Source organism: Pseudomonas fluorescens, assembly GCF_004683905.1.
Lineage (GTDB): Bacteria > Pseudomonadota > Gammaproteobacteria > Pseudomonadales > Pseudomonadaceae > Aquipseudomonas > Aquipseudomonas putida_A.
In genome coordinates this window covers 2614310-2629497 of the sequence record NZ_CP038438.1, presented here as the reverse complement: position 1 = coordinate 2629497, position 15188 = coordinate 2614310, and the positions used below count along the sequence as shown (strand labels likewise).

The following is a 15188-nucleotide window of genomic DNA, read 5'->3' as shown; positions in this document are numbered from 1 at the left end:
ACAACCCCGCCCCGGGGGCTGGCCTGTCAGCGCTTGTAACCCCTGATTGGGTGGGAACCCACTAAAAGTTCGGAGAGGAAACACTGAAAATCCTGTAGGAAAAATGCCACACACCAGCGCTGCCATCGACCTGCGTTGTGACCTCAAAAAAACGCCACTGCCCCGGTTTTCAAGGTCTTGCCGTGACCAAACAGTCACGCGATGCGCAACACCTGTCGCAAACGGCGTCAGAAGCCCGGCGCCAACTTTCAGAAATGATGGCACTTTGTGTCCCTGTTTTCCCCTACAGACGTAGGACAAATCCATAGGCTTAAATCCCGCCCCAGATCAGTTTCAAGGAGAGACGATTGCGTGGGCGGCTTTTGCATAAACAGCGGACGACTCGGTGATGACTCGAAACCAGGGATGACAAGGATATGAATCTGACCGGCAGCATTCGCAACATGGAAAACCCGCATTTCTACTGGCAACTGGGGGAACTGATTGCCAGCACCGGCGACGATCATTTCGCCAGCAACCTGTTCCAGTTGGTCGACACCCTGGTGCCGGTCAATCGCGTCGATCTCAGTGAGTGGACGCTGGACGAACGTCAGGCCAGCGTGGTCGAGATCAAGGCGCTGGGCAGCGCCGGACTGCCGCAGACCTTCCCGCCACCGGACCCGTTGAAAAGTCCGGACGATCATCCGTTGTTGCAGAAGATGATCGAGATGAATGATTCCCTGCTGATTCAACTCAAAGCGTCGCTCCAGCCGCAACATCCGCAGCACAGCGTGCACCAGTGCAATCTGGTGTCCCGCACCTCTAATCGCCGCTGTGTCATCTCGTTCTACCGACCGCATACGCAACGGGTGTTTTCCCTGCCGGAACTGTCGTTTCTCAAAAGCCTGTCCGACACGCTGTTGCCGCTGATCGAACGGCACGCGCAGCTCAGTCGGCAGATTGTCGCCAAACAGCCGCGCCAGCCCTTGGCCGATCTGGAGCAGGCGCCGTTGCAGCAGGTGTTCGACGAACGTCTGGCGCTGGGCGGCATCGTGCTGTCGGCCCGAGAGAAAGAAGTCTGCCTCGGTTTGTTGACCGGCGGTACCGTGCCGCAACTGGCCGAGAAGCTGCGGGTCAAGAGCAGTTCGGTCGAGACCTACCTCAAACGGGCGACCGCCAAACTGGGGGTCAGCGGACGGCACGGTCTGGCGCGCTGGATGGCTGGGGCATAACCGCGCGGCCGTGGTTCAACGGTGTTTGATGATGGTGTGGGGACGCAGTGCCCGGCACGTGTTTTTTCTGCATGAGAGCGTTCGATGCTGCGCATTTCCCTGCTGTCCCTCGCCGCCCTGCTGGCCGGTTGTTCGTTGATTCCCGAGTACCAGCGCCCTGCCTCACCGAGCGCGGCGCAGTATCCGCAAGGCGCGGTTTACCCGGCACCGAAACCCGCCGCAGCGCGCACTGAAGACTGGCGCACGCTGTTCAACGACCCGGCGCTGCAACAGTTGATTGAAAGCGCGCTGGTGAACAATCGCGATCTGCGGGTCGCTGCGCTGAACGTCGAGGCGTTTCAGGCGCAGTACCGCATCCAGCGCGCCGATTTGCTGCCGGCGGTGTCGGCCAATGCCAGCGAGTCGCGCCAGCGCATGCCGCCCAGCGTGACCCGCAGCAAAGCCATGATCAATTCGACCTATGCGGTGAATCTGGGCGTCAGTGCCTATGAACTGGATTTTTTCGGCCGAGTGCGCAGCCTCAGCGAGCAGGCGCTGCAAACCTGGCTGGCGACCGAACAGGCGCGGCGCAGTGCCGAGCTGAGTCTAGTGGCCAACGTCGCCAACGCCTACCTGACCTGGCGCGCCGATCAGGAGTTGCTCGAACTGACGCGCCAGACCCTGGCCGCGGATGAGCAAAGCCTGCGCCTGACCACGCGCAACCGTGAGGCCGGCAAGTCTTCGGCGCTGGAACAGGCGCAGGCGCAAACCAGCGTCGACAGTTCGCGAGCCAATCTGGCGCGATACAAACGTCAGGTGGCGCAGGATCTCAACAGCCTGACACTGCTGGTTGGCGCGCCAGTCCCCGAGCAACTGCCGGCGCAACCACTGGCCAGCGATCTGGTTCAGCAATTGCCGGCCGGGTTGCCGTCGGACCTGCTGCAACGGCGCCCGGACATTCTCCAGGCCGAGTACAAACTGAAAGCGGCCAACGCCAATATCGGTGCAGCGCGCGCGGCGTTTTTCCCCAGTGTCAGCCTGACCGCCAGCGCCGGCACTTCCAGCCGCGATCTGTCCGGCCTGTTCAGCGCCGGCTCCGGGGCGTGGACGTTCCAGCCGCAAATCAACCTGCCGATTTTCAACGCCGGCAGCCTGCGCGCGAGTCTGGATTATTCGAAGTTGCAGAAGGATGTGGCGGTCGCCGAATACGAAAAATCGATTCAAACCGCGTTTCAGGAAGTCGCTGATGGCCTGGCGGCGCGCAGCACTTATCAGCAGCAATTGCAGGCGCAACGCGATCTGGTACAGGCCACTCAGGACTACTACAACCTGGCGCAACACCGCTATCAAAACGGTGTCGACAGCAGCCTGACGTTTCTCGATGCACAGCGTTCGCTGTTCAGTTCACAGCAGGGGCTGATCACTGATCGTCTTGCGCAGCTGGTTGCCGAGGTCAACCTGTACACCGCGCTGGGCGGCGGCTGGCAGGCCAATGAGGCCCTGATTCAGTAGCCCCTCGTCACTTTTTCTTACACCTTTTGTCGCCCGATCCGACGCCGCGCGGCGATCCGTGGCCGGCGTCTGCCGTCAGTTTGGTATCATGCGCCGCTTTTACGGTTAACCCCCCGCCAGTCCTGCCGACTGACGGGCTGCAAAAGGCGGTATTAGATGACGGCTTTGTTGACTCGCCGCAAGGTGCTTGCGGGAATGGGCGTGCTGGGCCTGGGCCTGCTCGCCGGCTGCGACACCCGTGGCCAACTGTCGTACAAGTACGGCAAGGACCTGAGTGACAAGATCCTCGGACGCACCTTCAAGCTGAAGAACACCGACGGCGAAACCATGACGCTGTCGAGCTTTCGCGGGATGATGCCGATGATCTTCTTCGGCTTCACCCAATGCCCGGCGGTGTGCCCGACCACCCTCGCCCGCGCCGCGCAAATCAAGAAGCTGATGGGCAAGGACGGCGACCGTCTGCAGGTGATCTTCATCACCCTCGACCCGGAACGCGACACGCCGCAGATCCTCGACGCCTACGTCAAAGCCTTCGACCCGAGCTTCGTCGCACTGTACGGCACGCTGGAAGAAACCCAGGCCACCGCCAAGGAATTCGACGTGTTCTTCGAGAAGGTGCCGGCCGGCGACACCTACACCATCTCCCACACGTCCACCAGTTACGTCTACGACTCGCGCGGCCAGTTGCGCATGGGTCTGTCTGTATCGCTTTCGGCACAAGAGTGCACGGAAGATTTGCTCACCGTTATGGAGGTCTGCTGATGCACCCCGTTTTGAACAACATCAAACGCGCCGTTTTCGCCCTGTCCCTGCTGGGCCTGGCGTTTCAAGCCTCGGCTCAGACCAAGGTCGATGATGCCTGGGTGCGTGCGACCGTGCCGACCCAATCGGCCAGCGGCGCGTTCATGACCGTCACCGCTGACAGCGACAGCAAACTGCTGAGCGTGGCCTCGCCAGTGGCCAAGGATGTGCAGATCCACGAAATGTCGATGAAGAACGACGTGATGAGCATGGGCCCGGTCAAATCGGTCGACCTGCCAGCCGGCAAAGCCGTCACCTTCGACCCGAACGGCTACCACGTGATGCTGATGGGCCTGACCGGCCAGCTCAAGGAAGGCGAAAGCGTACCGCTGACCCTGACCGTGGAAAACGCCAAGGGCGAGAAAGAAACCGTCGAAGTCAAAGCCGAAGTGCGTGCGCTGACGCACATGGAAGGTCACGATCACAGCAAGATGCATTGATCTGACTTGGCGGTAATAAAAAGGGGCGGCCTGATTGATGATCAGGTCGCCCCTTTTTTATCGCGCATGTCAGCCGCGCTTGCGGGCCAGGGCATTGCGCACGCTTTCTCTCGACATCCCCGAGCGCGATGCCGCCGCAGTTTTCTCCACGGGCGCCGCCGCCAACTGCTGCTTGCGCTTCAACACCTGACTCCAGCGATAACCGAGATAACCGGCCGCCGCGAAGAATCCCAGCCAACCAGTAATCAGGTTGACCACTGTCCACAGCCCAAGGGTGATCAGTACGGTTTTCCAGGTGAACAGCTTCAGGTTGTTGTCGACGGGCACCGTTTCAACCGGTGCCTGCTGCGCCACTGGAATCTGCTGCACTCCATCCAGATCAAAGCGCAATGAGAAATCCGCCCCCGGTACCTGGACATTTATCTGATTGCCTTCAGCGGTATGCACCCGCACTTCGCCATTGACGACCGACACCGAGCTGAAACTGATCTGGGTTTCGTGATGAATCTCGCCGTTGACCAAGGTCACGACCGTTCGTTGTTCGCCATTGGGGGTGTCGCGCATGTCGATTCCTTGAGAACTCCACGTCGGACGACGTGCGAAGGGAAAATCCATTGGGCTCGAATGCTACTGAGTGGCCATCAGGCTGTCCAGAAACAACCACAGGCTTCAACGCTTTGGCGAGCCGTTATCAGCTCCCAGCGCCGCCGTGCGCCTCTTCAAAGAAGTAGTCCTTCCAGCTGTCAGCCTTGTTCTTCAGCACGCCCAGTTCCTGCAATTTTTCGGCATAGATGAACGTGCGCTGCGGCACCACCGTGAAGTCGATTTCCGGGTCTTTGACGATCTGCTCGACCAGCGCCAGCGGCAGCTTCGACTGTTCGACGCGGATGTACGCCTGGGCGGCGGCGGGCTTGTCGGCCTTGATGATTTTTTCCGCTTCGGCCAACGCGTCGTAGAACGCCTTGTAGGTCCTGGGATTTTCGTCGTGGAATTTTTCCGTGGTGTAGAGCACGTTGAAGGTGGCCTGACCGCCGAGCACGTCGTAGGAACTCAGCACTTTGTGCACGTTGGGGTTTTGCAACGCCTGATACTGGAACGGCGGGCTGGAGAAGTGCGAGTTGATTTCCGAACCACCGGCAATCAGCGCCGCCGTGGCGTCCGGATGCGGCAGGCTGACCGAGATGTCGTCAAATTTTTTGTACTGGTCATTGCCGAATTCCTTGGCCGTTTCGATCTGCAGGGTCCGCGACTGGAACCCCACGCCCGCCGCCGGCACGGCGATGCGATCCTTGTCGCTGAAATCCTTCAGGGTCTTGATGTTCGGGTTGTTGGTCAGCAGGTAATTGGGCATCGAGCCGAGCGAGGCAATCGCCTTGACGTTCTGTTTGCCACGGGTGCGATCCCACACGGTGAGCATCGGCGGCACCCCGGCGGAAACCACGTCCAGCGCGCCGGTCAGCAGCGCTTCGTTCATGGCGGTGGCGCCGGAGATGCTGTTCCAGTCGACCTTGATCTCCAGCCCCTGCGCCTTGCCGTGTTTTTCGATCAACTGCTGATCACGCACCACATCGAGAATCAAATAACCGATGCCGAATTGCTGGGCGATGCTGATCTTGCCTTCGGCCTGGGCGCCGGCGCTGAACAGCAGACTGCCTGCCAGGGATGCGGCCAACAGAATCAGCGCAGAACGTTTGGACGGTATGGCCATGACAACCTCGCAGCTGGGTGGATTGGCTGAAAGGCCGAACTCTATCGCTATAAAAAACAGAAATTAAATACCGTTATCGAATATCCATAGCACGCTCACGTTTGCCATCGTGCGCCGGTTTAAACAGCCTGAAACAATAAATCTGCCACCGGTTACAAGCTGGGCGTCCGTCGCTAGCGCGCTGACACCAACGCCAGTCACGGCCTCAAGCCCTGCGCCGTGCCTGCGAGAGCGGATCAGCCGGTAGTTTAAAAGGGCGATCAGACAGCCCACCCTTGGTATCATCGCGCACACTTTTATGACGGTTTGATGGCTGGAAGGTCTTTGTTTGTGAGCGTTTTATTGCGTTGGTTACGGCAGCCGCATGCCCGCCTGTTTTCCCTGATTCTGCTGGTGCTGATCGTACCGGTGTGCCTGCGCGCGGCGTTGGGCTGGTCGTCGTCGCTGGGCTATTTGTCCGACCTGGCGATTGGCAGTTTGCTGGTGCTGTTGCTGCATCGCCGCGCGTGGTGGCTGGCGTTGCCGTTGCTGCTGTTCTGGGGGTTGCTGGCGGTGGCGACGGCGGAGTTGGTCAGCGCTGTCGGCCGGTTGCCGACCCCATCCGACCTGCATTACCTGATTGACCCGCAGTTCGTGGAAAACTCCACCGGTGGCGGCTTTGCCCATCCGGCGCTGGGCGTTGCCCTGTTGCTGGCGCTGCTGCTCTGGTTGCTGACGCGTTTCGCCAATCGCGCGCAGCCCGCTGCTGCCCTGCCCCGTGCCGTGTGGGCCGCACCGGCGCTGCTGTTCGCCGCGCACTGGGGCGTGCAAAACCAGTGGCCAAGCGAGGAAGATCCGTGGCGCCTGTACAACCTGCCGCATCAGTTGCTCGCCTCGCAAGTCGCCGAGCTGCAGTTGCAGGCCGAGGAATGGCTGGACGGTGACGTCGAAGAGCCCGCGCCACAGATGGCCGGGTTGACCGATCTGGATCTCAATGGCCACAAGCTGCTGGCCGCACCGGGTCAGGCGCGCAATGTGCTGATCATCGCCCTGGAAGGCATCCCCGGCGCGTACATCCGCGCCAATCGCGAGGCCATCGGCAGTCATTATCAGGAAGACCTGATGCCCCATCTCAGCCGCTGGGCCGAGCGCGGCATGAACACCCCGGATTACGTGCTGCATACGCACCAGACCATTCGCGGCCTGTACGCCATGCTCTGTGGCGATTACGACAAGCTCAACAACGGCACGCCCAAAGGCGTGGAGATGCTCACTCAGCAGGAGCGCAATCAGGCCTGCCTGCCGGCGCAACTGCGGCAGAACGGCTTCAGCACTCATTACCTGCAAGGCGCCGGTCTGCGTTTCATGGCCAAAGACAAGATCATGCCGCACATCGGTTTCGATGCGACCCATGGTCTGGAATGGTTCACCAACGCCAACTATCTGGAGTTCCCGTGGGGCAAGGATGACAAGGCGTTCTTCGAAGGTGCGCTGGATTACGTCGGCCAACTGAAGAAGCAGAAGCAACCGTGGATGCTCACCCTGCTGACTGTCGGCACCCACCAGCCCTACTCCGCACCGGAAGACTATCTGGCGCGCTACGAGACGCCGAAACAGGCCGCCGTCGGTTATCTGGACGATGCGCTGGAGCAGTTCCTCAGCGGCCTCGAACGCCAGGGCGTGCTCAAGGACACGCTGGTGGTGATTACTTCGGACGAATCCCACGGCATCGATGGCGTGCGTCTGGCGTCGTCCTGGGGCTTCAACCTGACGCTGGCGCCGGAACACGAGCAACTGCCGCGACTGAATGCCGGGGTGTATGGGCATGTCGATCTGAGTGCGTCGATCCTCGACTATTTCGATCTGCCGGTGCCGTCGGCGCTGAGCGGCCGTTCGCTGTTTCGCGATTACGACAGCGGACGCGAAATCATGTCCTACACCAACGGTAAACTGCGCTACCACAACGGCCAGGGAATCTTTTCCGAGTGCGACATGCCGCGCCGTTGTCGCTACTACGAAAGCGCCGGTTTCATTGCCGAGCGCGCCACCTTCAAGGGTACCGAAAGCAGCCAGCAGGCCCGACAGATAGCCGCGCGGGCCATGGCGCTGGACCTGTCACTGCTGCGCACCCCGCTCAATCAGCGTTACCAGTTCGGCAGCAACAACGTCATCCCGCTACAGGCGCAGATCAAGGATGACTGGGCCGATAACCTGATCGGTGCGCAATACCTGGAAATGCCCAAGGGCTCGCACACTCGTGTGCGCCTGACCGTGCGCTCGGTGGACCCGCAGCAGGCGGCGTACATTCAGCTCAAGGCCAAGGAGTTCGAACAGGACGTGCAACTGGGCCTGCCGACCGAGATGGTCGCCACAGCCGATCAGCCGCTGGAGATGGATTTCAGCTTCGACAACCCGCAGCAACGCAAGGCTTTCTCGTTTCATTTGCTGGGTTATGGATTGGGTGCGGTCGAGGTCACGGATTTCAGTGTGATTACTGAATTGCCGGGGCAGGAAGATCCGCTGGATGCGTTGCCCGATGATGAGACTGTGCAATCGAGTTGAAATCAGGGAAGGGACGGATTGGCTGGATCCGTCCCTTTACGTTTGCTAAACAAGCTTGATATTAAAATCCCCCTCTATTTCCCCTCCATCAGGAAAATCAAAATAGATCTTTCCTGTAACGCCGACTCGCGCATGTTCCTTTTTCAAGAACGTCAGTTTTGCCCGTCCTGATTTAATAAGTTGATAATTGTCATTGTCAGCCGCGGTCCAACTCAAGTCACCTGTGTAGCACGTCACCTCATGAGGTCCGTCACCAACCAGGCTCTTTGGAACGCAGAAAGCTACATGCCCTCGATTGTTGTCATCAGCTCCAATAATCATGAAGTCATTTGCTGCTATATAAAAAGTCGCATTCTCCTTCGTCGCCGACAAGAAATTTCTTCCACCAATAGATGCACTGAACTCACCATTAGAGCCGCGACCAATCTCCTGCAGCAACGCATCAAGTTGCTCTTTTGTATTAATTGATTTGTTCATCCGAATGCATTCCAAAATAGTTTTATAGTGATGATTGGCTCTCAAAAAATCTTGAGACCGTTGCTTCCGCTGACAAAGCTAATGCGCCATTACTTCGAGCGCTACTGTCATATCTGACAGGCCGCTAGCCCAATTCGAAATAAAAAGTTCAATATTTAAAATCATTAACGGCGTTATCAAACCAGTTTTCGGCAAAGTATCAGCCAGCTATGGAATAGACCCGCGTTACCAGGGTCTCGAAAGACTGCGCCTATCACGCTCCAATAGTCGGCCTATTAGCTGACTGCCCAAGTCGGGTCTAGCCTTACTAGTCCGAAGTCGGCATGAGCCGGCCGCACAAGACCTGATAAGGACTCGAACATGGCAAACGAATCGAAATGCCCGTTCAACCACGCCGCCGGTGGTGGTACGACGAACCGTGACTGGTGGCCGAATCAACTGAACCTGAAGATCCTCAGCCAGCACTCGCCCAAGTCCGATCCGCTGGGCAAGGACTTCGACTACGCCAAAGCCTTCAAAAGCCTGGACTTCCAGGCCCTGAAACAAGACCTGCGTGCGCTGATGACCGACTCCCAGGACTGGTGGCAAGCCGACTTCGGCCACTACGGCCCGCTGTTCATCCGCATGGCCTGGCACAGCGCCGGCACCTATCGCACCGCCGATGGCCGTGGTGGCGCCGGTTCCGGGCAACAGCGTTTCGCTCCGCTCAACAGCTGGCCGGACAACGTCAGCCTCGACAAAGCGCGGCGCCTGCTGTGGCCGATCAAACAGAAATACGGCCGCAATATTTCCTGGGCCGACCTGATCGTGCTCACCGGCAACGTTGCACTGGAATCCATGGGCTTCAAGACCTTCGGCTTCTCCGGTGGACGTCCCGATGTGTGGGAACCGGACGAAGACGTGTACTGGGGTTCGGAGCGCGAATGGCTCGGCGGCGACAGCCGCTACGGCAAAGACAAGTCGGCCATGCAGGAACCGGGTGACGGTACGCTGGTGGCCGAACCGGACTTGCACGGCAAAGAGCAAAGCCGCACCGATCAGGGCGAACGTAATCTGGAAAATCCATTGGCCGCCGTGCAGATGGGCCTGATCTACGTCAACCCGGAAGGCCCTGAAGGCAATCCCGACCCGGTCGCCTCCGGTCGCGATATCCGCGAAACCTTCGGCCGCATGGCCATGAACGACGAAGAAACCGTCGCGCTGATCGCCGGCGGTCACGCCTTCGGCAAGACCCACGGCGCCGGCCCGGCCGATAATGTCGGGCCTGAGCCGGAAGCGGCCGGCCTGGAAGAACAAGGCCTCGGCTGGCGCAACGCATTCGGCACCGGCAAAGGCGCCGACACCATCACCAGCGGCCTCGAAGTCACCTGGACCACGACCCCGACCCAATGGAGCAACAACTACCTGGAAAACCTGTTCGGTTTCGAGTGGGAACTGTTCAAAAGCCCGGCCGGTGCGCATCAGTGGAAACCGAAAAACGGCGGCGGCGCAGGTACTGTTCCGCATGCGCATGATCCAAGCAAAAAGCTCTCGCCGACCATGCTCACCTCCGACCTGGCGCTGCGTTTCGACCCGATCTACGAGCCGATCGCCCGCCGTTTCCTGGCCAATCCTGACCAATTGGCCGACGCCTTCGCCCGCGCCTGGTACAAACTGATCCACCGAGACATGGGTCCGCTGTCGCGCTACCTCGGCCCGGAACTGCCGAACGAAGAACTGCTGTGGCAGGACCCGATTCCTGAGGCCACTCACCCACTGATCGACAGCAATGATGCGGCGGCGCTGAAAAGCAAAGTGCTGGCGTCCGGTCTGTCCGTGTCGCAACTGGTGTCCACCGCTTGGGCCGCGGCATCGACCTTCCGTGGTTCGGACAAACGGGGGGGCGCCAACGGCGGGCGTCTGCGTCTGGCCCCGCAGAAGTTCTGGCAGGCCAACCAGCCGGAGCAACTGGACAAGGTGCTGAAGACCCTTGAAGGCATTCAGAACGAGTTCAACGCCAGTTCATCCGGCAAAAAAGTCTCGCTGGCGGATCTGATCGTGCTGGCGGGTAACGCCGGGGTCGAGCAAGCGGCGAAAAACGCCGGGCACTCGGTCTCTGTGCCGTTCAATCCAGGACGCACCGACGCGACTCAGGAGCAAACCGATGTCGAGTCGTTTGGTTTCCTCGAACCGATTGCCGATGGTTTCCGCAACTACAGCAAGGGCAAATACACCGTGTCGGCCGAAGCGCTGCTGATCGACAAGGCGCAACTGCTCACCCTCTCCGCTCCGGAAATGACCGTACTGGTCGGTGGTCTGCGGGTATTGGGGGCGAATGTCGGGCAGAGCCGGCATGGCGTGTTCACTTCGCGCACTGAAACCCTGAGCAACGACTTCTTCACCAACCTGCTGGACATGGGCGTGGAGTGGAAGCCGACGTCGGCAGCGGCGGACGAGTTCGAAGGACGCGACCGTAAAACCGGTAGCGTGAAGTGGACGGCGACGCGGGTTGATCTGGTGTTTGGTTCCAACGCGATACTGCGCGCGCTGGCCGAGGTGTATGCGAGTTCTGACGCGAAGGAACAGTTCGTCAAAGACTTCGTGGCGGCGTGGGCCAAGGTGATGGAGCTGGATCGGTTTGATCTGAAATAACAGAAAACGCAAAAACCTGTGGGAGCGGGCTTGCTCGCGAATGCGGTATACCAGTCGACATCTCCGTGTCTGACACACCGCTTTCGCGAGCAAGCCCGCTCCCACATTTCGTTATGCGTTACGCCAGGCTTTTGCTCACCACTTCATATACATCGCTGGACAGCTGCCCCGAAGCCAGAATCCGCTCCAGCTCAGCCTTCATCAACGCCTGACGGGCGCTGTCGTATTTGCGCCAGCGAGTCAGCGGCGCCAGTTGCCGCGAAGCGATCTGCGGGTTGAAGCCGTTCAGTTCGATCACCAGATCCGCGAGGAAGCGGTAGCCCGAACCGTCGGCGGCGTGGAAGTTGATCAGGTTCTGCCCGGCAAACGCACCGACCAGCGCACGCACCTTGTTCGGGTTCTTGATGTTGAACGCCGGGTGCTGCATCAACGCCTTGACCCGCGCCAGACCGCCCGGCAGTGTGCTGCCGGCCTGCACGCTGAACCACTGATCCATGACCAGCGGGTTGTCCTTGAAGTGCTCGGCGAAAGTCGCCAGCGCTTTGGCCTTCTGTTCTTCGAACGGCGAGTTGACCAGTACCGCCAGCGCGGTGAGGCGCTCGGTCATGTTGTCGCTGTTTTCGAACTGTTCTTGCGTAGCGGCCAGCACTTGCGGCTTGCCGCTGAGCATCAGGTACGACAGCGCAATGTTCTGCAGCGCACGACGGGCAAAGTGCTCGGCCTCGGCCACATACGGCGTCTGCTTCGACAAATCGCGGTTGGCCTGATAACGCAGCCACAGCGCTTCGAACAGATTGTCCGCCAGTTGCTTGCGGGCAAACTCGCGAGCGGTGTGGATCGCCTCGACATCCGCCACTTCGCTGATTTCGGTCAGATACGCTTCGCTCGGCAGCGAAAGCATTTCGGCGACCATGGCCTGATCCAGCGACTCGTCAGACAGCACGGTTTTCAGCGCCGAGATCAGACGCGGATCGAGCACCAGGCTCTCGCCCTTCTGCTGCTGGGCGATCAGCTCCTGCAGGACCTGCACCGACAGTTGCTGACCGGCATCCCAGCGGTTGAAGCCGTCGCTGTCGTGCTGCATCAGGAACATCAACTGATCGCGGTTGTACGGGAAGCTCAGTTTCACCGGTGCCGAGAAACCACGCAGCAACGATGGCAGCGGCTGTTCAGCGATGTCGACGAAGGTGAAGGTCTGCTCAGCCTCGGTCACCGAGATCACGCGGGTGGTGCCTTGCGCCGACGCTTCACCGGCCAGACGCAGCGCGATCGCGTTGCCTTTGCTGTCGAGCATACCGAGTTCGACCGGGATCACGAACGGCAGTTTTTCCACCTTGTCCGGGGTTTCCGGGCAGCTCTGGCGGAAGGTCAGGCTGTAGGTTTTCGCCGCAGCGTCGTAGGACTCGCTGACCGCCAGACGCGGCGTGCCGGCCTGGCTGTACCAGCGTTTGAACTGGGTCAGGTCGACACCGTTGGCATCTTCCATGGCCTTGACGAAGTCGTCGCAGGTCACGGCTTGGCCATCATGGCGTTCGAAGTACAGGTCACTGCCCTTGCGGAAGCCTTCGGCGCCCAGCAGGGTGTGAATCATGCCGACCACTTCCGAGCCTTTCTCGTACACGGTCAGGGTGTAGAAGTTGGAAATCTCGATGAAGCTGTCCGGGCGCACCGCGTGGGCCATGGGACCTGCATCTTCGGCGAACTGGTGAGTACGCAGGTACGCCACGTCCTGAATGCGCTTGACCGTGGCCGAGTTCATGTCCGAGGAGAAACCGGCGTCGCGGAACACCGTGAAGCCTTCCTTGAGCGACAGCTGGAACCAGTCGCGGCAGGTCACGCGGTTGCCCGACCAGTTGTGGAAGTATTCGTGGGCGACGATCGCCTCGACCCGCTGGTGCGCGGCGTCGGTGGCGGTTTCGGCGCGGGCCAGCACGGCGCTGGAGTTGAAGATGTTGAGGCCCTTGTTCTCCATCGCGCCCATGTTGAAGTCGTTGACGGCGACGATCATGAAGATGTCCAGATCGTACTCGCGACCGTAGACCTCTTCGTCCCAGCGCATCGACTTCTTCAGGCTGTTCATCGCGTGCTGGCACTTGTCGATGTTTTCCGGCTCGACGTAGATCCGCAGCGCGACATTACGATTGGTCATGGTGGTGAAGGTGTCTTCGACACACCACAAATCACCGGCCACCAGCGCGAACAGGTACGCCGGCTTCATGAACGGGTCTTCCCAGGTCGCCCAGTGTCGGCCGTCTTCGCCCGGGCCGGAGGCAATCGGGTTGCCGTTGGACAGCAGCACCGGATAGCTGTGCTGCTCGGCGACCACCGTGGTGGTGAACTTGCTCATCACGTCCGGGCGGTCGAGGTAATAGGTGATCTTGCGGAAGCCTTCGGCCTCGCACTGGGTACAGAACATCGTGCCGGACTTGTACAGGCCTTCCAGCGCGGTGTTGGTTTCCGGGTGGATCCTGACGCTGGTGTCGACCGTGAAGCTGGCGCTGGCCGGCTGCAGGGTCAGGGTGTTTTCGCTCAGCTGGTAATCACTGGCGCTCAGTTCCTGGTCGGCCAGGGTTACCGACAGCAGTTCCAGCTGCTGGCCGTCGAGCACCAGCGGCGGCAGGCCCGGGCCACGCTCCGGGTTGCGGCGCATCACCAGTTGCGCGTGGACCAGGCTGTGGTCCTCGAACAGCTCGAAGGTCAGGTGGGTCTCGTCGATCAGGTACTCGGGCGCCTGATAGTCCTTCAGGTAAATCATCTTCGGTTGTTCGGTGCGCATGCTGGAATCCTTATTGATGCACGGCGAGCTGATAGGCCGTGTATTTACGAATGTTGATCACGCCGGTGTCAAAAATCAGGTACTGCCCCTTGATTCCCAGCAGCGTGCCTTCGGCAATCGGGTTCTTGTCCAGGTTGAAGCTGACGATTTTGGCCGGGTATTGCTCGACCGGATAGCGGATTTCGAGAGGTTCTACATCGGCAATCGTCTGAATTGCCTGTAGGCCGAATCGCTGTTGCAGGCCTTGCAAGCCCTCGGCGCAGCTTTCAAACAACTGGTCGCGCACTTGGGCCAGGTCCACCGCCGCCGCATCGCCCTTGAGCAAGGCGCGCCAGTTGGTCTTGTCGGCCACCTGGCTGCGGAACAGGTCTTCGACGAAGCCCGACTGCTGGCGCGTCGATACGCGCATGATCGGCAGCGCCTGACTCGCGCCCTGATCCAGCCAACGGGTCGGCAGTTGCGTGGCGCGAGTAATACCGACCTTGATCCCCGACGAGTTGGCCAGATACACCACATGATCAGTCATGCAGAACTTCTGACCCCACTCCGGCTCCCGGCAGGTGCCGGCCTCGAAGTGACAACGCTCCGGGCTCATGATGCACAGATCGCACTGCGCCAGTTTGGTCATGCACGGGTAGCAGTAACCCTGACTGAAACTGGTTTTGGTCTTGCGCCCGCAATGGGTGCAATGAATCGCCCCCAGGTACTCCAGACGCACCGTGGTGCCGATCATGGGGTTGACCGGGACCTCGACGTCATCCAGACGAAACGCGTATTGCACATTCGGCCCGTCCAGGCGCGCCGACATTTTGCTGATTGCACCGCGGCCAATCTCGATCAATGGATGGCATCCGACTTGAACAGGATGTTCGGCACTTCGATCGACTTCGACGCACATTCCTGCGGGCCCATGTAACCGGTGCGCTGGTCTTCAGGCAGGTTCTGGATTTCCCAGGCGATCATCGCCTGCAGCGACAGCTCGCGCTGTTCGGCGGTGAGTTTGCCACCGTCGGACCACTTGCCGATTTCCACGGCCAGTTTCAGGCTCTCGTAGATGTCCGGGGTGATGTTCTTGATCATGTCGTTAAAAGAGGACATCAGGGTCTCCGTGC

12 protein-coding genes are annotated in these 15188 nt (G+C 60.0%); 6 read left to right on the top strand and 6 right to left on the bottom strand.

Annotated elements, in window-relative coordinates; translation table 11 throughout:
• Positions 1 to 416: 416 nt before the first annotated feature.
• The 4 genes from E4T63_RS11890 (at position 417) to E4T63_RS11875 (ending at position 3943) form a co-directional block, all read left to right on the top strand.
• Positions 417 to 1211, top strand: a complete 795-nt coding sequence (locus tag E4T63_RS11890) for a helix-turn-helix transcriptional regulator (protein WP_096795978.1) — start codon at positions 417 to 419, stop codon at positions 1209 to 1211.
• Between the two features lie 84 nt (positions 1212 to 1295).
• On the top strand, positions 1296 to 2702 hold the full coding sequence (adeC, locus tag E4T63_RS11885; RefSeq protein WP_280818743.1) for an AdeC/AdeK/OprM family multidrug efflux complex outer membrane factor: 1407 nt from the start codon (positions 1296 to 1298) through the stop codon (positions 2700 to 2702).
• Between the two features lie 156 nt (positions 2703 to 2858).
• Entirely contained in the window at positions 2859 to 3464 is a 606-nt protein-coding gene (locus tag E4T63_RS11880; RefSeq protein WP_047599796.1) for an SCO family protein, read from the top strand.
• On the top strand, positions 3464 to 3943 hold the full coding sequence (locus tag E4T63_RS11875) for a copper chaperone PCu(A)C (RefSeq protein ID WP_027613130.1): 480 nt from the start codon (positions 3464 to 3466) through the stop codon (positions 3941 to 3943). The genes E4T63_RS11880 and E4T63_RS11875 overlap by 1 nt, the downstream gene beginning before the upstream one ends.
• Positions 3944 to 4012: 69 nt before the next feature.
• Here E4T63_RS11875 and E4T63_RS11870 read toward each other — a convergent pair whose 3' ends face one another.
• On the bottom strand, positions 4013 to 4507 hold the full coding sequence (locus E4T63_RS11870; RefSeq protein WP_098968295.1) for a hypothetical protein: 495 nt from the start codon (positions 4505 to 4507) through the stop codon (positions 4013 to 4015).
• A gap of 127 nt (positions 4508 to 4634) precedes the next feature.
• Positions 4635 to 5651, bottom strand: a complete 1017-nt coding sequence (locus E4T63_RS11865) for an ABC transporter substrate-binding protein (protein WP_135295539.1) — start codon at positions 5649 to 5651, stop codon at positions 4635 to 4637.
• Positions 5652 to 5960: 309 nt separating this feature from the next.
• On the opposite strand from E4T63_RS11865, the gene E4T63_RS11860 reads away from it, so the two are divergent.
• The gene (locus E4T63_RS11860) at positions 5961 to 8192 is read left to right on the top strand and encodes an LTA synthase family protein (protein WP_134786118.1); all 2232 of its coding nucleotides are present in this window, start codon (positions 5961 to 5963) and stop codon (positions 8190 to 8192) included.
• A 45-nt stretch (positions 8193 to 8237) separates the two neighbouring features.
• Here the strand turns inward: E4T63_RS11860 and E4T63_RS11855 are convergent, their stop codons facing one another.
• A complete protein-coding gene (locus E4T63_RS11855) occupies positions 8238 to 8669 on the bottom strand; it encodes a hypothetical protein (RefSeq protein ID WP_098968292.1) in 432 nt (143 codons plus the stop codon).
• 360 nt (positions 8670 to 9029) lie between these two features.
• Between E4T63_RS11855 and katG the strand changes: the two genes are divergently transcribed.
• Positions 9030 to 11300 (top strand): catalase/peroxidase HPI, encoded by a 2271-nt coding sequence (gene katG, locus E4T63_RS11850; protein WP_135295538.1) that lies wholly within the window; start codon positions 9030 to 9032, stop codon positions 11298 to 11300.
• A 118-nt stretch (positions 11301 to 11418) separates the two neighbouring features.
• Here the strand turns inward: katG and pepN are convergent, their stop codons facing one another.
• The 3 genes from pepN to E4T63_RS11835 are packed head-to-tail and all read right to left on the bottom strand — an operon-like array spanning position 11419 to position 15174.
• On the bottom strand, positions 11419 to 14076 hold the full coding sequence (gene pepN, locus E4T63_RS11845) for an aminopeptidase N (RefSeq protein WP_135295537.1): 2658 nt from the start codon (positions 14074 to 14076) through the stop codon (positions 11419 to 11421).
• A 10-nt stretch (positions 14077 to 14086) separates the two neighbouring features.
• Positions 14087 to 14917 (bottom strand): DUF2797 domain-containing protein, encoded by an 831-nt coding sequence (locus tag E4T63_RS11840; protein ID WP_027613137.1) that lies wholly within the window; start codon positions 14915 to 14917, stop codon positions 14087 to 14089.
• On the bottom strand, positions 14914 to 15174 hold the full coding sequence (locus E4T63_RS11835; protein ID WP_003224178.1) for a YeaC family protein: 261 nt from the start codon (positions 15172 to 15174) through the stop codon (positions 14914 to 14916). The genes E4T63_RS11840 and E4T63_RS11835 overlap by 4 nt, the downstream gene beginning before the upstream one ends.
• Positions 15175 to 15188: the final 14 nt, after the last annotated feature.